At 61.0% G+C, this 22206-nt stretch carries 21 protein-coding genes and 2 pseudogenes; 12 read left to right on the top strand and 11 right to left on the bottom strand.

The genetic code is table 11. The features are described 5' to 3' along the window. Window positions 1-4: 4 nt before the first annotated feature. Window positions 5-301: an aldehyde dehydrogenase family protein gene (locus RG2_RS13220; RefSeq protein WP_033236242.1), complete on the top strand. Its 297-nt coding sequence runs from the start codon at window positions 5-7 to the stop codon at window positions 299-301. A gap of 244 nt (window positions 302-545) precedes the next feature. Here the strand turns inward: RG2_RS13220 and RG2_RS13215 are convergent, their stop codons facing one another. From RG2_RS13215 to RG2_RS13190, 7 genes and pseudogenes are all read right to left on the bottom strand, one after another. Next, window positions 546-1325, bottom strand: a complete 780-nt coding sequence (locus RG2_RS13215) for a sulfite exporter TauE/SafE family protein (protein WP_033236241.1) — start codon at window positions 1323-1325, stop codon at window positions 546-548. Between the two features lie 52 nt (window positions 1326-1377). Further along, a pseudogene (locus RG2_RS13210) lies at window positions 1378-1644 on the bottom strand (DUF302 domain-containing protein); the annotation flags it as partial. Window positions 1645-1686: 42 nt separating this feature from the next. Then, the gene (locus RG2_RS13205; RefSeq protein WP_033236240.1) at window positions 1687-1914 is read right to left on the bottom strand and encodes a YgaP family membrane protein; all 228 of its coding nucleotides are present in this window, start codon (window positions 1912-1914) and stop codon (window positions 1687-1689) included. A 46-nt stretch (window positions 1915-1960) separates the two neighbouring features. After that, entirely contained in the window at window positions 1961-2230 is a 270-nt protein-coding gene (locus RG2_RS13200; RefSeq protein ID WP_033236239.1) for a metal-sensitive transcriptional regulator, read from the bottom strand. Between the two features lie 124 nt (window positions 2231-2354). Continuing rightward, window positions 2355-4508 (bottom strand): MMPL family transporter, encoded by a 2154-nt coding sequence (locus RG2_RS13195; RefSeq protein WP_072782518.1) that lies wholly within the window; start codon window positions 4506-4508, stop codon window positions 2355-2357. 62 nt (window positions 4509-4570) lie between these two features. Then, window positions 4571-4735 (bottom strand): DUF8730 family Cys-rich protein, encoded by a 165-nt coding sequence (locus RG2_RS32835; protein ID WP_502702392.1) that lies wholly within the window; start codon window positions 4733-4735, stop codon window positions 4571-4573. 61 nt (window positions 4736-4796) lie between these two features. After that, window positions 4797-6173: an MBL fold metallo-hydrolase gene (locus tag RG2_RS13190; protein WP_033236237.1), complete on the bottom strand. Its 1377-nt coding sequence runs from the start codon at window positions 6171-6173 to the stop codon at window positions 4797-4799. A gap of 901 nt (window positions 6174-7074) precedes the next feature. Between RG2_RS13190 and RG2_RS13180 the strand changes: the two are divergent. Next, window positions 7075-7242, top strand: a pseudogene (locus RG2_RS13180) (carboxymuconolactone decarboxylase family protein); the annotation flags it as partial. A gap of 877 nt (window positions 7243-8119) precedes the next feature. Further along, window positions 8120-8638 carry a YdhR family protein gene (locus RG2_RS32075; protein WP_230590340.1) on the top strand — a complete coding sequence of 173 codons (519 nt, stop codon included), beginning with the start codon at window positions 8120-8122 and terminating at the stop codon, window positions 8636-8638. 488 nt (window positions 8639-9126) lie between these two features. Here RG2_RS32075 and RG2_RS13170 read toward each other — a convergent pair whose 3' ends face one another. Together RG2_RS13170 and RG2_RS13165 are read right to left on the bottom strand one after the other, a co-directional pair. Beyond that, complete coding sequence (locus RG2_RS13170; RefSeq protein ID WP_174557356.1) at window positions 9127-10485, bottom strand: wax ester/triacylglycerol synthase domain-containing protein; 1359 nt, start codon at window positions 10483-10485, stop codon at window positions 9127-9129. A gap of 71 nt (window positions 10486-10556) precedes the next feature. Continuing rightward, window positions 10557-11135 (bottom strand): CBS domain-containing protein, encoded by a 579-nt coding sequence (locus RG2_RS13165; RefSeq protein WP_033236233.1) that lies wholly within the window; start codon window positions 11133-11135, stop codon window positions 10557-10559. Between the two features lie 228 nt (window positions 11136-11363). Between RG2_RS13165 and ppsA the strand changes: the two genes are divergently transcribed. Continuing rightward, a complete protein-coding gene (ppsA, locus tag RG2_RS13160) occupies window positions 11364-13670 on the top strand; it encodes a phosphoenolpyruvate synthase (protein WP_033236232.1) in 2307 nt (768 codons plus the stop codon). A gap of 1 nt (window position 13671) precedes the next feature. Here the strand turns inward: ppsA and RG2_RS13155 are convergent, their stop codons facing one another. Further along, window positions 13672-14637 carry a 1-phosphofructokinase family hexose kinase gene (locus tag RG2_RS13155; RefSeq protein WP_033236231.1) on the bottom strand — a complete coding sequence of 322 codons (966 nt, stop codon included), beginning with the start codon at window positions 14635-14637 and terminating at the stop codon, window positions 13672-13674. Continuing rightward, window positions 14624-15124 carry a GNAT family N-acetyltransferase gene (locus RG2_RS13150; protein ID WP_033236230.1) on the bottom strand — a complete coding sequence of 167 codons (501 nt, stop codon included), beginning with the start codon at window positions 15122-15124 and terminating at the stop codon, window positions 14624-14626. Before RG2_RS13150 ends, RG2_RS13155 begins: the two co-directional genes overlap by 14 nt. A gap of 172 nt (window positions 15125-15296) precedes the next feature. On the opposite strand from RG2_RS13150, the gene RG2_RS13145 reads away from it, so the two are divergent. From RG2_RS13145 to RG2_RS13110, 8 genes are all read left to right on the top strand, one after another. Continuing rightward, window positions 15297-16454 (top strand): 4Fe-4S dicluster domain-containing protein, encoded by a 1158-nt coding sequence (locus tag RG2_RS13145; protein WP_033236229.1) that lies wholly within the window; start codon window positions 15297-15299, stop codon window positions 16452-16454. Further along, window positions 16451-16915 carry a Crp/Fnr family transcriptional regulator gene (locus tag RG2_RS13140; protein WP_051730688.1) on the top strand — a complete coding sequence of 155 codons (465 nt, stop codon included), beginning with the start codon at window positions 16451-16453 and terminating at the stop codon, window positions 16913-16915. Before RG2_RS13145 ends, RG2_RS13140 begins: the two co-directional genes overlap by 4 nt. Beyond that, entirely contained in the window at window positions 16905-17729 is an 825-nt protein-coding gene (locus RG2_RS13135) for an FAD/NAD(P)-binding protein (protein WP_165826293.1), read from the top strand. Before RG2_RS13140 ends, RG2_RS13135 begins: the two co-directional genes overlap by 11 nt. Continuing rightward, on the top strand, window positions 17729-18496 hold the full coding sequence (locus tag RG2_RS13130; protein ID WP_033236227.1) for an NADH-quinone oxidoreductase subunit B family protein: 768 nt from the start codon (window positions 17729-17731) through the stop codon (window positions 18494-18496). The genes RG2_RS13135 and RG2_RS13130 overlap by 1 nt, the downstream gene beginning before the upstream one ends. Then, window positions 18486-19790 carry a Ni/Fe hydrogenase subunit alpha gene (locus RG2_RS13125; RefSeq protein WP_033236226.1) on the top strand — a complete coding sequence of 435 codons (1305 nt, stop codon included), beginning with the start codon at window positions 18486-18488 and terminating at the stop codon, window positions 19788-19790. The genes RG2_RS13130 and RG2_RS13125 overlap by 11 nt, the downstream gene beginning before the upstream one ends. Then, on the top strand, window positions 19787-20341 hold the full coding sequence (locus RG2_RS13120) for a hydrogenase maturation protease (RefSeq protein ID WP_051730687.1): 555 nt from the start codon (window positions 19787-19789) through the stop codon (window positions 20339-20341). The genes RG2_RS13125 and RG2_RS13120 overlap by 4 nt, the downstream gene beginning before the upstream one ends. A 143-nt stretch (window positions 20342-20484) precedes the next feature. Beyond that, on the top strand, window positions 20485-20763 hold the full coding sequence (locus RG2_RS13115) for a DUF1876 domain-containing protein (RefSeq protein ID WP_033236225.1): 279 nt from the start codon (window positions 20485-20487) through the stop codon (window positions 20761-20763). A 38-nt stretch (window positions 20764-20801) separates the two neighbouring features. After that, complete coding sequence (locus tag RG2_RS13110) at window positions 20802-22205, top strand: WS/DGAT/MGAT family O-acyltransferase (protein ID WP_033236224.1); 1404 nt, start codon at window positions 20802-20804, stop codon at window positions 22203-22205. The last annotated feature ends 1 nt before the right edge of the window (window position 22206 follow it).

Below are 22206 nucleotides of genomic sequence, written 5' to 3'. Positions count from 1 at the left end.
GACGATGAACGAGCTCGTATCGATCAATCCCGCCACGCTCGAGGAGATCGGGCGTATTCCAATCACGACCGAGGAGGAGCTGGATCAGGCCGTCCGGAACGCAGACTCGGCCCTCGCACAGGGTAAGACCGACCGCGCATACCGGCAAGAGCTGCTGCAATCGTGCGCTCTCGAGCTGACACGTAAGAACGCCGAGATCGGGCCCCTGCTGGTGATGGAACAGGGCAAGACGACCACCGAGGCCGGCGGTGAGATGTGGATCAGCGCGAAAAACTTCACACACGCGGCTCAGATCGACTGAGCTGACGAAGAATTCGGTCCCGATCTCGCCGGGCGAAGCCCGCTATCACGCCATCGGGGCGACGCGACTCTGGCCTTTCGCGCAGCGTGCCCATGACAAGATCCTCCGACACCTTGCTTGTCCAGGCTCTCACGATCATATGGCGCCTCATCTGCGCGCCCCGGTGCACCGGGAGGCCGTACTCGCGAAACTGCTGACATGGCCTGATCCACCGGCAACCCCACACGATTTCCGGTGCCGTATGTCAGCGGCTCAGCGCGAGAGTATCGAACAGAATGTAGGCGGCAACGGCGAATACCAGGTACGCGAACCAGCGCTGGAGTGACCCGGTGTTGACGCGGTTGCCGAACCTTCCGGCGACCAAGGAGGCAACGATCGCAGCTCCGCTGAAACTGATCGTGATGGCCGGATCGATGGCGACGCCGCTACCGAGATGTGAGATCAAGCCGGCGGCGGAGTTCGCGACGATGATCAGAAGCGAGGTTCCGATCGCGATCTGCATGTCTATTCCCAACATCAGGACAAGGGCGGGGATGATGAGGAATCCGCCGCCGACGCCGAAGAGCCCGGTCAGCACACCGACGGCGAATCCGGCCGGGATCGCACGAGGTGCGCAGCGACGCCAATTGATACCGGAATCACCTACGCTGCAGGCGGTCCCGGTATTGCCGCGGTCGGCGAGCATACGAGCACCGGCAACGATCATGACCGCGGCGAACCCGGTCATCACGACGGACTGCGGGAGCAGTCGCCCGAGGGCACTACCAATGAAGGTTGCGGGGATACCTGCAGCGGCGAACACGGCGGCCAGTCGCCACTGCACCAGGTGGGCACGAACTTTCGGGATGGCTCCGACGGCGGAGGCGACACCGACCACGATCAGTGAGATCGGGATCGCCTGGTCGATGTCGAGGCCGAGGGCGAACACCAGAACCGGTACGGCGAGAATGGAACCGCCACCGCCGAGGAGTCCGAGAAGGATGCCGATGACAGCGCCGGCCGCGAGTGCGATTGCGAGGGTCATCGGAATCCGTTTCCGTTCATCGGCGGTCGAGGATCTGCCGCGTTGTCACGAGTCAGTGTGGTTGCGTGTTAAGTGAATCGAGCGCAGCTTGCAGTCTGGTGGTCGCTTCGTCGGCGATGGCCCCCAGTGCCGGCTCGCCGGTCACCTCGGCCATGGGGGCGGGGTTCATCGCATCGACGATGACGCTGTTCTCGGCGGTGCGGTCGGCGCGCACGACGACGTTGCACGGCAGCAGTAGTCCGATCTGCCGCATGACGTCGACGGCTCGATGCGCCAACGGCGGATTGCAGGCGCGCAGAATGCGGTAATCCTCGATGTCATGATCTATGTCCTTTTTCGGGGATCCGGGGTCTGGGATCGGTCAGCGGGTGCCGAGTCGTGGGATACCGAGGCGTTGGAGTATCAGGCTCATCGGGCACCACCCCACTGCGCTGTAGAGCAGGAGATTCGCAGCGACGAATGCAGTGAGAATGAGCCACCAGGTGGAGAAGGCGAGTGTCAAGGCCACACTGAGTAAGACGACCACCCCGCCCAGCAGGGGAACGACCCGTTCGATAGTCCAGCCGTGATGCCGAGGGAGAGCTGTCATGATCTGTGTCTTCCTTTCCGATTCGTTGTTCCGCGATACCCGCGGGTCAAGCGAGCGCGAGGAAAAGCTTTTCCAGTTGGGCTTCGGTCATCGGCTCCTTACCGTTCTCGGTATCGCCGGTCATGCATTCGCGCAGGCCGGTAGCGACAATCTTGAAGCCCGCCCGGTCCAGGGCCCGCGAGACCGCGGCGAGCTGACTGACGACGTCTTTGCAGTCGCGGCCCTGTTCGATCATCGAGATCACCCCGGCGAGTTGGCCGTGAGCGCGGCGGAGCCGGTTGAGTACCAATGCGATGCTGTCATCGTCGCCGACCATGGGAATTCCTTTCGAAGATGAATCGCTAAACTAAATTATACCCCTAGGGGTATTTATAGCTCGCGGTTCGGCAGGTCTGTCCGTCACATACCTGCCGAACCGCCGTGGCTGTCGGCCAACTCAGTCAGTGCGAAAAACTGATGTCGGGCAGCACTTTCCGCAACCACGCCGGGGACCACCACGCGGCATGTCCGGTCAACCGCAGTAGCACCGGCAACAGGATGAGGCGGATCAGGACCGCGTCGAGTAGGACTGCGACACCGAGAATGATGCCCATCTCCTTCGGTGGTAACGGGTCAGCGAGCGCGAAAGTGAAGAACACGGCCACCATCACCGCGGCGGCGGCGAAAATCACTCGTCCGGAATGCGCCAAGCCGGCGATGTGTGCGACCTTAGGATCCCCGGACCGTTCGTAGTGTTCTTTCGCCGTCGCGAGGAGGAACACGGTGTAGTCCATGGCGATCGCGAAGATCATCGCGAAGAAGAACACCGGCCCCCAGCCATCGAGAAAGCCCTGCGGGGTGAATCCGAGCAGGGATGCACCGTACCCGTCCTGGAAGATCAACTTCGCAACGCCGAATGCGGCTGCGGTAGAAAGCAGGCTGACCACGGTGCCCAGGATGGCGATCAGTGGCGCTTGCAGAGCCACCAGCAGCAACACGAACCCGAGCACCAAGATGATGCCGACGATCAGCGGGAAGTAGTCGTTCAGCGCTTGCTGCAGATCGAGGTTCTCCGCCGGCGCGCCGCCCACGAGCGCGCCGGAGGGGAGGTCCGCACGCAAGGTGTCGAGAATGGTGCCCATCTGTGCATCCGACGGGTCGACGGTCGGCATGGCCTGCAACATCACATAGTCACTACCGTCCGGGGCGGGTTGCGGCGGCGTCACCATGGCGATACCTTCGGCCGCGGCGGCAGCCTGCGCCGTCTGCGAGGCTTCGGCGGCGGGAGCGATGATCTGCAGCATCCCCGGCGCACCCTCACCCATCTGGGCCTGGACGAGCTCGTAACCTTGGCGCACCGGGGCGTCGGCGGGGACGACTTCAATGGAAGGCATTGCTACCTTGAGGCCGAGGACCGGGATCGACAACGCGATCAGCACCAGGACGGAACCGATAGCAAACGGCCACGGGTGACGATGCAACATCTCACCCCAGGCGGCGAACCGCGGAGAACGATGCTCTTGCCGCTTCGCGTAGGGAAGCGAGCCGGCGTTGACTTTGCCACCCAGCGCGCCCAGAGTCGCCGGAAGAAGCGTCATCGAGGCCAGCAGAACGAAGAAGACGGCGAGCATGATGCCGATCGCCATCGTCCGCACCGCAGGGGCCGGAACGAGAAGCACGGCCGACAAACTGACCAGCACTGTGATACCGGACAGGACAACGGCTTTGCCCGCCGTGTCCATGGTTTCCGCCACAGCTGCCTGCTTCGAGGAGGCGCGCGCGATCGCGTCGCGGAAGCGGGCGACGATGAACAAGGCGTAGTCGATACCGAGAGCGAGAGCGAACATCATCGCGAAGTTCATCGCCCACACCGATATCGGAGTGACCTGGTTGAGTAGGACCAGGCCACCTGCCGAGACGACGAGTCCGGCCAGGGTCAACAGCAACGGGAGCCCTGCGGCTACGAGGGACCCGAACGCGAGCACCATGATCGCGAGGGTGACAGGCCAGGAGAACAGTTCGGCCTGAATCATCGCGTCGTGGTTGGCTTTGTTGAAATCACTCCACAGTGCCGAAGCGCCGGTCGGGTAGACCTCGATGCCGTCTCCGGACAGAGCGGTCAACTCCCCCTTGAGATCGTCCACTGCCTTGACCATCTCGTCGGTGGACGCGTTCGCGCCCGCGATGAGAATTCCGGTGTGCCCGTCCGGGCTGATGGACATTCCCGGTTGCGGTGCGATGATGGCACCGAAACGGGTGTCCCCGGCGAAGACATCCGCGACCGCAGTGAGCGTTCGCTGCACTTCGGGACTGTCGACGGTGCGGTCGCCGGAATGGACCACGACCTGGACCGCGGCGGAGGAGTTACCGCCGAAGTGTTCCTGTGCCAGTTCGCGGACCTGGACCGATTTCGACCCGTTGGCTTGCCATCCGGCGCCCGCGAGTGAGCTGAACACCGATGGTGCGGCGGCGCCGAGGGCTACGAGGACGATCAGCCAGACGCCGAATACCCATTTCGCATTGCCTGCCATGGCCGCGCCCATACGCCCGAGCGCTCCGCCGGATGATCGAGAGGCCGACGTAACGCCTTCCTCGACAGTAGATTTGCCGGTCATTGGTTAACTCCTGAAGATGCGGTGAATGGGAGGGGCGTGCGCAGCAGTATCCGGTGCGCCGGTCAGCGGCCGAAAAGGGATCGGAAGAACCCGGACCCCGAGTCAGGAGCAGGGGCGCAGGTGCAGCGCCGCGCTTTCGGGACACCTGCCATGACCTGATCTGAGTGCTGGCCGCATCCTGCCCAGGTGGTCTTGGAACAGGAAGAACATGTCGTGGGGTAACACATCTGGTATCTCCTTGTCAGACGTTGTGCCACGTATGGGCACGAGAGTTTTCGTGATTAGGCACTATTCGAACGACCGCTCGACCCAGGCCGAGTATCCGCCGACCAGGTCGCTGACGTTCTCGATGCCATCGGCCCGCAACAGTGACGCGGCGACGGACGAGCGCCAGCCGCCGGCGCAGTGCACGACGATGGGCTTGTTACGTGGCAGGTCCGCGAGCTGAGAGCGGAGCTGGGCGAGCGGAATCGACCGGGCACCGTCGATGACCCCGAAGTCGCGCTCGCCGGGATTTCGGATGTCGATCAAGGTCACCGCATCCGAATCCAGGAGCCCCTCCAATTCGACCGCAGCAGTACGCGGCGCGGTACGGACAAGGTCTGTGAGCGAGTTCGGAAAGATGCCATCGGCGTCGACAGTGAGGTAGCCGAGTGCGTTGTCGGATCCGATGCGCGCCAAACGCATCGCCGCAATCTGTTCCTCACCCGGATAGGTGATGAGTACGATGCGCTCGCCGATATCGGCGACCATGCCACCGGTTTCGGCGAACCTGCCGTCGAATCCGACATTGATCGAGCCGCGCAGATGCCCGCCAGCGAAGTCGTCCGGGGTGCGGGCGTCGAGAACGCGAGTTCCGTTGGCCATTTCCGTCCGGAGCTCCTCCGGTGTCAGCTCGGCGATGCGCCGATCTTGTTCGAGGAGAGCGCGATTCGATTTGTTCAGGGCCACATCCGTAGAAAAGTACCCCGGGGCCGCAGGCTGACCGTCGGTGATCAGAGCAACGAAGGTATCTTCACTCATCGGCTGCACCGACGGGTTCGTGCGGCGCTGCTCGCCGATGGTGGAGGTCAACTCGGCGGAGAGGTTCTTGCCGCAAGACGATCCAGCGCCGTGGGCCGGCATCACGGTCACCGAATCGGGCAACGCCAGCAGTGTCTGGTGGACGGTGCGGTACATCGCCCGAGCCAGGTCGGTACTGGTGCCGTCGCCGAGATTAGCCAGGTCGGGGCGGCCGACATCGCCGATGAACAGCGAATCCCCGGTCAGCACAGCGGACGGCGTTGCATCTCGATTCTCGCGCACCAGCAGGCTGATCGACTCCCACGTGTGGCCGGGAGTGGAGAGGATCTCGATGTCCACCTCCCCCAGTGTCAGGTGTTCGCCATGGCGAAGTCTGCGGATCGGGTAGTCGGTGTCCGCGATTTCGCCGAAACCGATCCACGCGCCGGTCGCCTCGAGCAACTCGAGGTGGCCGGAGACGAAGTCCGCGTGAAAGTGCGTGTTGACGACCCCTTCAATGATCAGGTCATGGCGGCTTGCGTCCTCGAGGTATTCGGTGATGTCGCGCCGCGGGTCGACCACGATGGCACGGCCTGTGCTCTCGTCGCCGATCAGGTACGACGCATGCGAGAGGCACTCGATGTAGTACTGCTCGAGGATCATCGAACAACCTTTCCTGAATCTGGAGGATGGTATGAACACAGGATGCCATATACCCCCTGGGGTATGTCAAGTACCCCCAGGGGTATATGGATAGACGTACTGATTAGGTGAAGAAGTCGTTCACTCGTCGGTGCAGAGTCCTCGATCGCCACGGGTCCCGCTGGGTCGTGACCGTCCGTTCCGCCCTCACGGCGCCCACGCTGGTGATCATCGCGACGGCTCTCACGCTCCCGATCTTCTTCGCGGGGTGGGAGATCGCCGGTATCGCGATGGGCGCGGTGCCCTATCCACCGGCATTCGCCGCCCTGACCCCGCTGATAGGGCGACAACTACGTCAAAACGCTGATGATCCTCACCCTCGCTGCAGGTCTGGCCAGCACCGCTTTCGCACCCCTCGCCGCCCCTGGCCGATCGATTCGATTGGCGTACAACCTACTTGGTTTGTCAATGGTGTTGGCTCTGGTCACGATCCCCGGGCATGTGTGGGGATTACGGGGTAGGTGGCCTGACCCGATTCGTCTTCCGCACGCGCACCTCAGTGATCATCGCATCGGTAGGTACTGCCGCTCCTCGGAATCGTTGGGTTCCGTCGGCTTCTTCTCACCGTGAGAGACAAATGCGTGCGCTGACCGTACGGGTGGAGAGGGCTGACGTTCCGGCGTGAGTAGATTTAGTCCGAGCTGCTGGTCCGGCGCTCGAGAAGGACTGCGTCGTACTGCTTCCGATCATCACCACAGTCGGTACAAATTATGCGAAAACAGATTACGAACCGTCTCTCGCCGCTGCCACGGAATTATCACCGCCCAGCAGACGCACATGCGCCGTAGGATCGAAAGGTGAGGCCGCTCGAAGGAGGAGCTGTGGCTAACTATCCAGAAATGTATGAGCGTCTACGCACAGCGGTGGATGCATCGCATACCACGTGCATGATGCGCTGAAAGCGGAGGCTTCTCGTGCCGAGGTCATGGAGACCATCGGTATCGCAATGATGATGGGCGGAGGGCCCTCTGTCGTCTACGGATGCGAGGCGCTCGAGGCAGTAGAACAGTTTGCCAGTTCAACCGATTGACAGCGGGACAGGGTTCTCTTTCCGACAGAAATTTCGATCGGGCCCGCGCGCAAGCGTCACCGTAGACGGAACCGCATGCGTGTGTTCTCACCAGCGGCCGGAGGCCCTCGACTCGGCACACCGCTGTTAGAGCAGACTCTCAGACACCCAACGGTGCCTTACCCGACAGGCCGAGGACACGAAACTGCCATTCGTCGCCAGTTGGCCCAGCGAGTGCGGCCACATGAGACCGGGACTGGTTGAACCCGTTCCATCTCGACAGACTGCTATGAACTCTATGGAAGACGGGATGCTGTGCTCACCCAGATAACCTCAGCTCACCGACTTTGATTGTTGCCGGAGCACGGAGATTCGGCGTGTGTACCACGCGTCGCCTGGGCGAACGTCACATAGATCTGAAGGTCACTCTGCACGTGAAAAGTCTGCTCTCCATCCCGAACCCGAATGGTGCCACTCATTCCGAAGCCGCACCGTGGGAGGGGCGGCAACATAGCGCAACGCCTAGACGCATCTTCGATCACAAAGATGGTGCCGCCACCAACTGATCCTGACCACGGTTACGAAATTGTGTGACTTTTGGTCGATCCTGCACCAGATGACAGCTGTCAGGCGGAATGGGATAGGAGCCGAACGATGACCTTCGGCCCAGGCTCTGCCACCAAGACCACGAAAGGGTAAAAGCAGGGACCCCTCATCCAACGCAGAGACTGGTTACGAGCCTGACACATGAACACCGCGCCATTCGACGAAATATGCCATGAATACACGAAATTCAATGCAGCACACATCTATCCATGATTATGAGGAAGGGTCCGCATTACGGCCCCCACCTATGCGAGTCGCGGTATTACGTCTCCTCGGCTGCGTTGCACGGACGGTGAACCTCGTCGCCCAGCGCCGCATCTGTCAACCGACAGAGCGCATAGGGCAAGAAATGACTTTCGCGGACGGCACAACTGGAATCGTCTACCGGGAAACCATCGTGAAGGGACCGCCCCCTGCCGACCCGGTTGTCCTCGTCGTAACATTCCGACTGCGGGGTATTCATGGCCGTGCACACGCCCTGTTTCGGGCCGAAAGCCTTTTCAACACACCGCTTTTCGTTGGCTTTCCCGGATTTGTCTCGAAACTGTGGCTGACTGCTGATGAAGAAAACCGGTACCGCGGATTCTATCAGTGGGATGGAGAAAGGTCCGCTCGAGAATACGTGTGCACGTTGTGGTGGATTCTCGCATTGGTGTGCTCTCTCGATTCGATTCGCTATCGTGTGCTGCCAGGCGCATTTCGTGACTACGTCCTCGCGGACACGCTGTCGGCAGGAAAGGCCATGCCGGAAGGCGCCATGAGTCCGACCGATGCAGTATGGTGGCGGCTGGTCCAAGAGCGAAAGCCATAGATTCCGTTGCCGGAGCGGGGTTCGCTGTCGGTCGGGGGCAGCGACCGTTGATCGGCTGTGGCGCTTCAAGGCGTAGCCGTGCCGACGCACGGAGCTATCGTGCGCTCCGGTTCCATATTCTTCGCGGATGGCTAATACACTGGGCCGAAACTTCAACGTGTTTGCACTGCTCCGCCCCGCCAAAGGCTCTGTAATCAGGTTGGCACCGCAGTGATCATGAGTTTCGCCAACGGCGAAGGGTGACGCAACCTCCGTTGTCGGGACCTCGCTCGTGCAGCTGCCTGCTGGGTAGGTGTTCATGGAAAGTCGCCGTCCTCCTGGTCGGAATGATCCCGAGTTACCCGCTCGGGAGTGGACGTTACTTTTCCCTCCGGTTGGGTGGCAGGCCCCCACAACTCCCAGTCGGTACCTGGCCTTGAAAAATGCACCCACGCTCCGAAAATCTCCGGTACACAATTCGAAGGCATGCTGCTCATGGTCCCCGCTGATCAGCATGAAACCATCACTGGAGCGTCAATTCCCTGCGGACACAGAGCCAGCACCGCACGAAAACCATCGGAAAGTGCCGCCATCAGCACCGACAGATCAGGAGTCGCACCAGCATCCGCGTTGATTCCGATACACACGTGCGTCGTGTACGACATCAACGTCACGTTGAATGCCGAGCCGAGAGTGGGACTGAACGCAAATTGCCTGGTGATCTCCGCGCCCGCAAGATACAGAGGTACCGAGGAACCTACGACGTTCGAAGCGACAAAATCCATGTGCTTGAGCATGTCGCCGGTCACCGCAACCGGCAGCATATTCAGCATCGCAGCCAAGTGCGGAGAGAGCGGAATTGCAGGTTCATTGCGCCAGCTGTCGACGATGTCGTGGACTCGGCGCATCAGCTGATCCGGACTCGCAATATCGAGTGGTAACGCAAATCTCGCCAATGATATTCGGTTGCCGCCCAATGGGTCTCGATCGGTACGCAGACTGATCGGCAAGGTCACCATCAGATCCGGCGGCACAGCGCCATGGCGGCGGTGGTACTCAGCCATTCCGAGGAGAACAGCAGCCAAGAACGCATCGTTGATCGAGCACTCTGTGGCAGTCGCGGCTGCCGCAAGCGCCGCGACCGGAAACTCGACCACACCGAAACTTCGACGCGTACTACGAGCAGTCATCACCGGTGACAATGTGGTAGTCGCCGGTCGTGTCATACGCAGTGCCGAACCGATGATTCGTGCGGCGCCGCGGCCGGTATCGGCAGGATGCCGCAATGCACGTGCACCCTGCCGAACGGCAGACCCAAACGCCGTCCCCAGTGAGATCGCTACGGCGTTGGTACCGGTCGGATGATCAATAGACGTCACAGTCTCCCGCGCGGATCGGCTCGATTCCCCTTCTCTTGTCTCGTCTGTGATTTCACGTGCCAGTTGCATTCCCCCGACCCCGTCGGTGAGAGAGTGATGGACCTTGACCACCAGTGCAGCACCACCGTCAGCCAGTCCGTCGAGCACTGTGAACTCCCACAGCGGACGATCCTTGTCGAATGCGGCCATCCCAGCTGTGCGTGCGAAGTCGAGGGCCTCTTTCCAGGTGCCTGGCTTCGGCACGGTCAACCGACGCAGGTGCCAGCTGAGATCGAAGTCAAGATCGTCTACCCATCGAGGTGGAATCCCAGGAATCGAGCTCGGTACCGCTCGGCATCTGAACATCGGCACCACATCGATGGCGCGATGCATGACTTCGATCATTCGATCTTGGTCAGGACTTCTGTCCAGCAAAACAATCGAGACGATGGTGGAGCGAAGAATCGGATCCTTTTCCATCCGCCACGACATCAGGTCCGTCTGCGTCATCGATCGTGCGCACGCTGCATTCATTGCTACTCGATCCAGTTCTCGTCACCCGTCATCGCATCTGTTTCTGTTCAGGGTTGTAGTCGTATCTCGTCTACTCCAGGCACCGACGATGCAAGTGCGATGACGACTCCTCGCTGCGGATCGTCCTCGGAAATGCCACTGACAGTAAGTGTTCCGTCGACAAATCCCACTGCCCACAGATCCGGGCCGCCGTAGAGGTCAAGTCGATGCCGCACTTCGTCGACGATGCGATCAGGATCAAGCGCCAAGAGGCCGATCAGGTCCTGGCGCGTCACTATTCCGATGACATCGCCCTCCTGGACAATCGGCACCGCACGCAGTCCAGAGCGGAGCATCGCCGAGGCGAGGGCGTTGATCTCAGCGTCTGCGGTCATCGCAATGACCGGCTTGGTCATCACGTCAGCGACGGATTCGTCTACGGACACGACCTGATCTTCCTGCGACGCACCGTGAAACCTGCTCCGGAGAAGGTCGCCCTCGGAGACGATCCCGACAAGGTGCTTGTGTTCGTCGATCACCGGAAGCACCGAAAACCCCGACCGAGAAATTACTTGCAGGCATTGGTCCGTACTCGCCGCCTGATCGATCGTCGTCACCGGACTACTCATGATGTGGCGTGCGAGCATGACGATCTCCTTTGGCTGCCCAGTTGGGGCAGCCGGTGTCGAGGGGCTGATGTATCCAGCGTGACGGAATCCGATTTCGGGCGGAAGGGTCCTGGGCACCGCGCGTGTACTGGTAATCGACATCGAGTGCAGTGACTTCCGCCTCTGTCGACCCGACACGCACCAGAGTTCGCTGAACACTGTCGGCCGCGATCAGGTGAGCGGCCCCCCCTCCGATCGGGAGAGCCCATGAAGACGAGCCGTTCAGCCGCCACGCATCCAGTCGCCACACACAGGTGGGTTGTACCGATCGATGCGGTCGGCCCCGGCGATGCTCCCACTATCGGCGGCAAGGCCGCCAACCTCGGCGAACTGATGCGGTCGAAATTCCCGGTTCCCCCGGCATTTGTAATCAACACTGCAGGTTATCTCGACGCAATGGAAGCTTCCGGGTTTCGAGAACTGCTGAAAACGGGGCCTCTGCCACACGTTGACAGCACCAAAGACGCGATCTGCTCGGCAGTCCTCCCCGATGCGATGCGCGCGGAGATTATCGACGCTTATCGTGTCCTCGGCCCTTCGACGACACGCGTCGCCGTCCGTTCGTCAGCGCCGGCCGAAGACGCGGCTGACACGTCGTACGCCGGTATCCACGATAGCTTCACGAACGTGTCAGGCGACAGGAATCTGATCCACGCGGTCCGAAAGTGTTGGGCATCGCTGTGGTCGGATCGAGCATTGACGTACCGCAGTCTCCAAGGGGTAACCGAAGAGCCGTCGTTGGCAGTTGTTGTCCAACGCATGGTCGATGCTGAACAGTCCGGCGTCGTGTTCACCGCCGATCCACGCACCGGCGCGAGAGATCGCATCGTGATCGAAGCTGCTACCGGCCTGGGCGAAGTAGTCGTGGGCGGGCAGGTGGAACCAGATACGTATGTGGTGTCAAAACCGGACTTTTCCGTGCTCGATGTGCATATCGGCTCGCAATCCTTCGCGATTGCACTATCGGAGGGGACTGAACAATCGTCGGAAATTCCTCTGCTGCAACGTGAACAACAGATCCTCACCGAAGATCAGATCCACCGGCTCGCGGTTCTTGCGGCAGCCGTGGAAGATCACTATCAGCGACCGCAGGACCTCGAATTCGCCTACAGCGGGCAGCAACTGTGGCTGGTCCAAACACGCCCGATCACCACGCTGGGGCAGCATACAGAAGCGAAACCACCTGACACACAGGCAGATGTGTCGAGCGCACAGATCCTGGCACACGGACTGGGAGCCGGACCGGGCACAGCCACCGGCCGGGCACGGGTCCTGCGTTCGGTGGCCGACGGTCGCAATCTCCTCGACGGCGAAATTCTTGTGGCACCGATGACCCGACCGGACTGGCTGCCTGTTCTCCGGCGCGCTGCCGCAATTGTCACCGATGGCGGGGGCATCACGTGCCACGCCGCCATTGTCGGCCGCGAACTCGGTCGGCCGGTCGTCGTCGGAACACGCACGGCAACATCAGATCTAACCGACGGAATGTTGATCACTGTCGACGGAACCGCGGGAACGGTCCGCGCGCGAGATACTGCGGCGGCCGCAACGACGAGCGCACCCACAACCCAGATCGCACCTTCCGCCGTGCCGCACCGCGGACCGACAACGGCAACATCCGTCTACGTCAACCTGGCAACACCGGAGGCTGCGGAGCGAGTAGCCGCCACAGATGTCGACGGTGTCGGCCTGCTCCGGGCAGAGTTTCTGATCATGGACGCCCTCGAAGGACTGCATCCCCGCACGATGATTGCGCGTGGCCTACACGAGAAGTACGTAACCGCAATGTCTTCGGCTCTCTCGCGGATCGCAGCCGCATTCGGTGCACGTCCCGTTATCTATCGCGCCATCGATCTCCGTACCAACGAATTTGCGAACCTCGAAGGTGGCGAGGTCGAACCGCACGAAGACAATCCGATGATCGGCTACCGCGGATGTTTCCGCTACATCCGTGAACCCGAATTGTTTGCACTCGATCTCGATGTCATCACCGAAACCCGTAAGCGCCACCCGAACGTTCATCTCATGATTCCGTTTGTTCGAACCGGGTGGGAACTGTCCAAATGCCTCGCGCAGTTGGACGCGCATCCTCTCGGGGCGGATCGTCGTATGTTGCGATGGGTCATGGCCGAGATACCCTCGGTGGCGTATTGGATACCGCGTTACGCAGCAATGGGCATCGACGGAATATCCATCGGAACCAATGACCTCACACAATTGGTGCTGGGCGTAGACCGGGATTCGGAAATCTGCAAGGATCTCTTCGACACCATGGATCCTGCAGTGCTGGAGACCATCGACACGATCATCGAACGCGCCACCGCCGCAGGTTTGACGACCTCACTCTGCGGCCAAGCTGTGTCCACCGATCCTGCATTGGCGGAACATCTGGTGAGACAAGGAATCACGTCTGTCTCTGTGACTCCCGACGCGGTAGACGCGACCCGCCACACAATAGCTGTTGCGGAACGTCGCATCATGTTGCACCAGGCCAGAACTGAACCCCCTCAATGAATCAGAACGGGAGAACTCCAAGGGTGGAACGTTCCACGATCACGTCGAAGTAGGCCTCGACATCCGCAGGTCTGCACGGCGCAGTTCCTGGCGTCTGCAGCATCGCTGCACCCGCCGCAACACCGAACTGCACGGCTTCGATCAGCGAACGATCATGCACGAGCGAATACACGATGCCCGCAACCATGCTGTCACCTGCACCGACTCCACTGATCGACGCCACATCCACCGAGGGAACATACTCGGATACATCAGCCGTAATCACCAGAGCTCCCTCCGCCCCCAGCGAGACAACCACCACCTCGGACACTCCCTGTTCAACAATGCTTCTCGCCGCCGCTGCTTGTTCCGCCCGAGACTCGAGAGGCAGATCAACCCAATCACGGAGCTCTCGAACACTCGGCTTGACGAGGTAGACGCCCCGCTGCAAGGCCCGCAACGCGACGCCGGAGGTGTCTACGACCAGCAGGGTCGGTGTGTCGGCCAGCAGGTCGGAAAGACGCTGACAGAAATCGGCGTCTACCCCTGGAGGCAGGCTTCCGCTCACGACGACAAAGCGGGAATCGGTTGCGAAGTCGCGCACACGCTCGAGGCACGACTCCACCTCTGCATAGGCAACTGTCGGGCCGGGCAGCACGAAACGGTACTGGAAACCCGTCGACAGGTCGTCGACGGTAAAGCTCTCGCGGGTAGAACCGGTGATCGGCACCGCAGAGAACCGCACCTGCTCACCAGTCAGTAGATCCTGAACCGCCTGCCCACAGTGCCCGCCCGACGGAAGGAGCGCTGTCGCGTCCTCCCCGAGTGCATGCAGAACTCGAGCCACATTCAGTCCACCTCCCCCGGGGTCGCGGCGAGGGGCTGCGCAGCGCATCTTATCCGTGGCATGCACTGCAGGTGCGCTGGTGGAGATATCGAGCGCAGGATTCATCGTCACCGTCACGACACGCGAGCTATTCTGCGACATGAAGTTTCACCTCTAGATGAAGTGTGGATCCGTCACGACGGAGTGAATGTGCCCATCCTCGTTCCCGGATGACTTGAAGCATGGGTGCGTTCTCCCCCATCACCTCGGCCACCATGCGCCGCGCACCGTGTCGGTATGCCTCATCTTCGAGTCCATCCAAGAGTGAGGTACCGATTCCGTGCAGCCGCTCATCCTGCGCGACTACGAGGGCGAACTCCACCGTGGTCGGTGAAACCCCGTCCAACATGACGAAGTTGCCGACCCCAACCAATTCGTCGCCGATGAACGCACCCAGAGCGCATCGCCGCTTGTTGCACTCGCACAACTGATCGGAAAAGGCGGTGAGCTGTTTCGGCTGCGGCCCGAACCATCGCATGTACGAATCGTGCTGGTCGAGACGCGCATGTAATCGCTGCACCGCACCGGCGTCATCTGCGCCGAGGCACCGAACTGTTGTCGTGTCGATTCCGCTGCCCGTCGCGGCCATCGCTCATCACCTGATTCGGCTGGAGGGATACCTCCCGATTGAACCGTGGCATTGGCTGTAGTGGGCAGAGACTTTTGTCATCGAATACCGTCCTTCGCCCACTACCCGCCGACAGTCACCCCGCGAACACTGGATTGTGGAGAAATACGGATGTCGCCCGCAAGGAGGACCCATGACCGGCACCAGATCACCGACCGAGGTCACTCGCGATCACGTCGTCATAGACCGACGCGGGCTCGACGACCTGATCACAGTATTGTCCGCCGAGGGTTACCGTGTCATCGGCCCCACGATCCGCGACAGCGCCATCGCTCTCGATACGCTCGTATCCGGTGACCAATTGCCGGCGGGCTGGGGTGTAGAGACCGGTCCTGGTCGATATCGACTGCGTCGGCGGGCAGATGCCGCCGTCTTCGGTCACTCTGCCGGGCCGCAATCGTGGAAGCAGTATCTTCATCCAGCGCGTCAACAACTGTGGAGCCAATCCCAGGACGGTATGTTCCACGCGCCGGCGACCGCGCCGGTGAAATATGCCTTTCTCGGCGTACGCGCGTGTGACCTTGCAGCGATCGGAATACTCGAGACGGTCCTGGCCGCCGGCGGACGTTCGAGTACCGGTCTTGTCGAGAATCTGTTCGTCATCGCCGCCAACTGCACCGAACCCGGCGGGGTGTGTTTCTGTGCGTCGATGAATACCGGCCCCGAAGCCAGAAGCGGGTACGACTTGTCTCTGACCGAAAGAATCGACGACGACGGCCACCGATTCATTACACGGGTCGGCACCGAAGACGGAGCACGGATACTCGCATTCGTCCGAAGCAGACAAGCCACTGACCGGGAAACTACCGAGGCCGCACGAGCTGTCGCCGACGCGGCACACCACATGGGCCGCGAAATGCCCGACATCAACCTTCGCGGCATGCTCTGCGACGCTCGGGACGCCGATGTCTGGGAGGACGTCGCCTCGCGGTGCTTGACGTGCGGAAACTGCACAATGGTCTGTCCGACATGCTTTTGCACCACCTCCGAGGACGTCTCCGACCTCACAGGTGACCATGTAGAACGTTGGCAGCACTGGTCGTCGTGTTTCGACCTGGACTATTCACAACTGCACGGCGGCATAGTACGGACCAGCGGCGAAAGCCGTTATCGCCAGTGGATTTCTCATAAACTCGGCACCTGGCACGACCAATTCGGCTCGTCCGGATGCGTCGGGTGCGGTCGATGCATCGACTGGTGTCCGGTGGGAATCGACATCACGGCAGAAGCGGCCCGCCTGACTGGTGCCTTGAATGTGGAACCCGACAGCAATACCGGTGGTCACTCATGAACGATCACACCCGCGAGCACTGTCCGAGAGAAATCGAAGATCTGGCCGACGATCAACGTCATGAACTCGCTGCCATCTCTCACGAAGTGCAGTTCACGCAAGGTACCGTGCTGTTTCACGAGAGCGGCCTCGCTGACAGGTGCTGGTTACTTCAGTCAGGCCGAATTGCCCTCACCACAACGATTCCCGGACGCGGCGACGAAACTGTCGAAACGCTCTCCGTCGGCGAAGTGTTAGGCGTTTCCTGGTTCCAACCACCTCGACAATGGCGGTGGACAGCGACTGCGGTCACTCCCGTGACCGCAGTCGAGATCGATGCCACAGTGCTGCAGTCCGTCGCCGAGAGCGATCCGGATCTCGGACGGGCGATCTACTCGATCCTGGCGAACACGCTCCTCCACCGACTGCAGGCTACGCGCGCACGCCTGCTCGATCTCTATGCACACGAACATGTTCGGTGATCGGCTCGTCCCGACGCCGTGCACGGTTGTCGCCCGCCGAGACGAGAACAGCGATACTTCGACCCTGACCCTAGCCGCACCCGAGCATGAGTTCCCCGGGTTCCGTTCCGGACAGTTCATGATGGTCTATGCGCGGGCGGTGGGTGAGATTCCCTTGTCGATCAGTGGAGACCCCACTCGTACCGATCACACTGTGGTCCATACTGTTCGGGCTGTCGGGGCGGTCAGTCGCGCACTGCACGAAGCGTGTGTCGGTGATGTCGTCGGCATACGAGGGCCTTTCGGAGCTGGATGGGATCTGGAGTCTGCGAAGGATGATCTGATTGTCGTCGCCGGTGGGGTCGGCTTGGCGGCAGTGCGTTCGGCGGTCCTGGAGGCACTGGCTTGCGGTCGATTTCGTCGTATCGCCCTCCATGTCGGCGCTCGCCGACCATCCGATCTGTTGTACAGCGCGGATCTCGATACCTGGAGTAGGGGAAACGTGGTGGACGTCGAGTTATCCGTCGACGTGGCCGATCCTGCCTGGCGCGGGCATGTCGGCTTTGTCACGCAGTCACTCGGAAGAGGTGTTCTCGAACCCGAATCCACGACGGTTCTTCTGTGCGGGCCTGAGCCGATGATGCGGATGTCGGCTCGCACCATGATCGGTAAAGGGATTGCACCGCAGAATATTCGGGTTTCACTCGAGAGGAACATGCAGTGCGGGGCCGGGCTGTGTGGGCATTGCCAACTCGGCGAACTTCTACTCTGTCGTGACGGTCCGGTGGTCGACTATTCCGTAGCCGAGCCACTTCTCGTAGTGAAGGAGTTGTGATGAGCACCCCGACCATGGCGGTCTGGAAGTTCGCATCCTGCGATGGATGCCAGTTGACGCTGCTCGATTGTGAAGACGAATTGCTCCCTTTGGCCGAGACCGTTCACATTTCGCACTTCCTCGAGATGTCGAGTGCTGTGGAAGTGGGGCCCTACGACCTCTCGCTGGTCGAGGGGTCGATCACCACCGCTGCCGATGTCGAACGTATTCACCGAATCCGGGACAACTCCGAATATTTGGTGACGATCGGGGCCTGCGCGACTTCTGGTGGGATACAGGCCCTGCGGAACTTTGCGGACATCACCGAGTTCATGTCCGTTGTGTATGCGAGCCCCGAATACATCGATACTCTCGCCACCGCCACACCGATCGCCGCCCATGTGCCGGTCGATTTCGAATTGCGGGGCTGTCCTATCGATCGTCGACAACTACTCGAGGTGATCTCGTCGTATTTGGCCAGACGCAAGCCCAATATCCCGGACACCAGTGTTTGCGCCGAGTGCAAACGACGCGGTCTTACCTGCGTCATGGTCTCCGACGGCCCACCGTGCCTGGGGCCGGTCACACATTCCGGCTGCGGCGCGCTGTGCCCCGCGCAGTCGAGGGGGTGCTACGGATGTTTCGGTCCGTCGTCCGATCCGAACTTGACTGCCATGTCGGGGTGGCTGCGCATCTGCGGGATGACCGACGAGGGCATCGAGCGGGTCTTCTCGACCTTCAACGTCTCCTCCCCCGAGTTCGACGGGATCAGGCGAGATGGACAATGACAGCGCCCGGAATACCACCCGGGTGACGCTGGGTTCCCTTGCACGTGTGGAAGGGGAAGGCCGCCTGTCCTTCACGGTCCGAGATGGCCGTGTCGAGGCCGCTGAGTTGAACATCTACGAACCCCCACGGTTCTTCGAGTCGTTTCTCCGTGGCCGCGATTTCCGCGAACCTCCCGACATCACCTCCAGGATTTGTGGAATCTGTCCTGTTGCTTATCAAGTCAGCGCATGCAACGCGATCGAGCAGGCCTGCGGTGCCGACCTCGACCAACCGATTCTCGATCTGCGCCGACTCCTCTATTGCGGCGAGTGGATCGCCAGCCACACTCTGCACATCTATCTGCTCCATGCTCCTGACTTCCTGAACGTGAGCGATGCCGTCGAACTCGCCCGCATCGCGCGTCCAGACGTCGAACGTGGCCTGGCCTTGAAGAAAGCAGGAAACGCGATACTCGACCTGATCGGTGGTCGATCGATCCACCCGGTCAATGTGCGCCTCGGCGGCTTCTATCGAGCGCCGACGCTCAGCGAACTCGGGCCTCTCGCCGAACAATTGCGCACGGCGCTCGACGACGCTCTCGCGACGCTGCGGTGGGTGTCGCACTTCGACTTCCCCGATGCCGAGATCGATTACGATCTGCTCGCACTTACACACACTGGCCGGTATCCGATCGAAAATGGTTCGCTGACAACCGTATCCGGATCGATTTTCGCGCCGTCAGAGTTCTGCGATCATGTCGAGGAACGCCAAGTTCCTCATTCGACGGCGCTGCACGCATACTTCGACGGCCACGCCTATCTCACGGGGCCGTTGGCGCGATACAGTCTCAACTCCGCCGAACTATCGGATACCGCACGTCAAGCGGCCACCGAAGCAGGCTTGGGAGCAGTGTGCCGCAACCCTTTTCAGAGCATTGTGGTGCGCGCGGTAGAAACCGTATTTGCGGTAGACGAGGCGTTACGACTGATACGCGAGTACCAACGACCGGATCAACCGTACGTCGACGTCTCGCCCCAGGCCGCGACCGGGTACGGCGTCAGCGAAGCACCGCGGGGCGTGCTGTACCACAGCTATCAACTCGATCCAGAAGGCCGGATCCTGCGCGCCACCATCATTCCGCCCACCTCACAAAATCAGGCAGCAATCGAAGACGACCTCCGCAAGACCCTCGCCGCGAATCTGATGTTGACAGACACCGAGTTGGCAAAGCTGTGCGAGAAAACCATCCGGAACTACGACCCCTGCATCTCCTGTGCCACCCATTTCCTCGATCTGACGATCGACCGCGCATGACCGTCACGGTGATCGGGATCGGCAACGACTTTCGCCGCGACGACGGCGTCGGACTTGCCGTAGCGCAAGCGATACGGCACCTGCACCCTGCCGGCGCCCGTGTAGTGGCCACGAACGGCGAGGCTTCCACGCTGATCGATACCTGGTCCGGCTCGGAGTTGGCGGTATTTGTCGACTCGTATCTCCAGACACACGCTGTCGATAGTTCACGGCAACCGGGAAGGATACGTCGATTCACGAGATGGCCGAACGAACACTGCGGACACTGCACCAGCTCACATGGACTGGGCATCGTCGAAGCGCTGGCATTAGGGGCTGCACTCGACCGAAAACCACGCCGCGTGGCGATCTATACAGTCGAGGCACAAGACATCGGTTTCGGCATCGGACTTTCACCCCCCGTTGCGGCGTCCGTCTCCGTAGTTGTATCCGCGATCATCGAAGAGATCGTCAACCCTGCGAAGATCCCTTCGTCGAACAGATCACGGACTTTCGCCGTCGAATACGGCACTTCGCCTCTATTCCACAGGTCGTTCACCCCAGGACAATGAAAAAGTGCCCGTACCGCGAACCACACCATTCCGTCACGGAGACAACATGTGTCAGTCGCAGCAACAACGGCGAAAGGGTCGCGAGGTCGTGGTCACGTGTCATCGGTGAGACCAGCGACACGTGAATGCAGAGGAGTCGATCCATGAACGAAAAACACTGGTCGGTGGACATCACCATCGACGAGCACACATCAGCAAACGGTAACCGCACTCGCGCGATCGCGCGACTGCATTCACAGGATGACACGCACTTCGCCGGCGCGGGGTTCGCGCGCTGCAACCCGTCCGACCTCGACGTACCCGAAATCGGTGACGAACTCGCAGCCTCGCGCGCTCTTGCCGACCTGTCGCGACAATTGATCGAAGCCACCAGAGCGGATCTCGTGGGCATCACGCATGAGTCTATTCACCTGACTTCCTGAGCCGATTCGTTCAGCACGCGCGAGGAAGGTGAAAGGTAATGTCGGACAAGTTAACTCCACTCGATGCCGGGTTTCTCGAAGTCGAGGATTCGGATTCCCACGCGAGTCTCGCCATCGGGGCATTGGTGATAGCCGAAGGCCCCGTACCGACCGATCGCGAGTTTCTCGAGCGATTGAGCTCACGGATACGATTCATCCCACACGGCACGGACTGTCTCCATACAGTTCCCGTCGATCTGGCGGCCCCGACGTGGACGGCGGATCCGAACTTCGATCCGGCGCGCCATGTTATGAGGATCGCAGTGCCCTCGCCCGGGCGACTGCAAGACGTTGCCGCGACGGTGGCGTGGATCATGTCCGAGCGGCTGGATCGAGATCGCCCACTCTGGCAGTGCTGGCTGATCGAAGGCCTCGAAGCAGATCGGTGGGCAGTACTGACGAAAGCGCACCATTCGCTGGTGGACGGGGTCAGTGGCGCTCGCTTGTTCGACGTACTGTTCGACTCGCCGCCGGAATCCGAACCGGTTGGTGACAACACCACGAGCACGAGCGGTACCGCATCGGAGAAATCGGCGTCCCTGTACAGCACGTTCATCGGTGTTTCGACCGCCGCGCTGGGCGCACCTGTCCGTGTGTCTCGCCAGCTACTGCGGAGAGCCGCGGGTTTTGCACACCTTCTCGGCGATGTGCTGACCCCGAGCCGCCGAACGACGCTGATCGGGCCGATCGGTAGTCAGCGGAGATACGCCACGGCCAACGTTCGGATGCAGGACGTGAAGGCAATTTGTTCGACGTTCGACGTAACCGTCAACGACGTGGCACTGGCTTGTGTGACTGGTGCTCTTCGTTCACTTCTTCTGCACCGCAACGAGGACCCCGACGGGCACTCAGTGCGTTGCCTCGTGCCGGTGTCGGTTCGGACACCCGGCGGCGATGTATCGCCGCACAACGAGGTTTCTCTTCTTCTCCCGTTCCTTCCCGTGGACGTACCCGATCCTGTCGACCGACTTCAGGTGATTCACGAGAGACTCTCACGGTACAAGCGAGGAGGGGAATCTCGCAGTGGTCACTTTGTCACGACGCTCGCCCAGTATGTCCCGTTCGTATCGTCTGCATGGTTCGTGCGACTTGCGGCGCGGGTTCCTCAGCAAAGCATCGTCACCGTTGTCACCGACATCCCTGGACCTACAAGGAAATGCCGACTGATGGGTCGAGAGATAGTCAGCATCTACCCTTTCGTGCCGATTGCCGTGCGCTTGCGGCTCGGATTCGCACTACTGAGCTACAGCGGCCAATTCGCGTTCGGCATCACAGCCGACTACGATTCTGTCCCCGAAATCGATCTTTTACCAACGTTTTTGGAGAGTGAACTGAGAATCCTCGTGAGCGCCCAGGAGTCGAGCGTACGAGAACCCGACGACACAACCGAGAGTGGACCGTAGC

It is taken from the genome of Rhodococcus globerulus NBRC 14531, from assembly GCF_001894805.1.
Taxonomy (GTDB): domain Bacteria; phylum Actinomycetota; class Actinomycetes; order Mycobacteriales; family Mycobacteriaceae; genus Rhodococcus_F; species Rhodococcus_F globerula.
The sequence above is the reverse complement of the archived record's forward strand: the minus strand, read 5'-3'. Positions and strand labels throughout refer to the sequence as shown.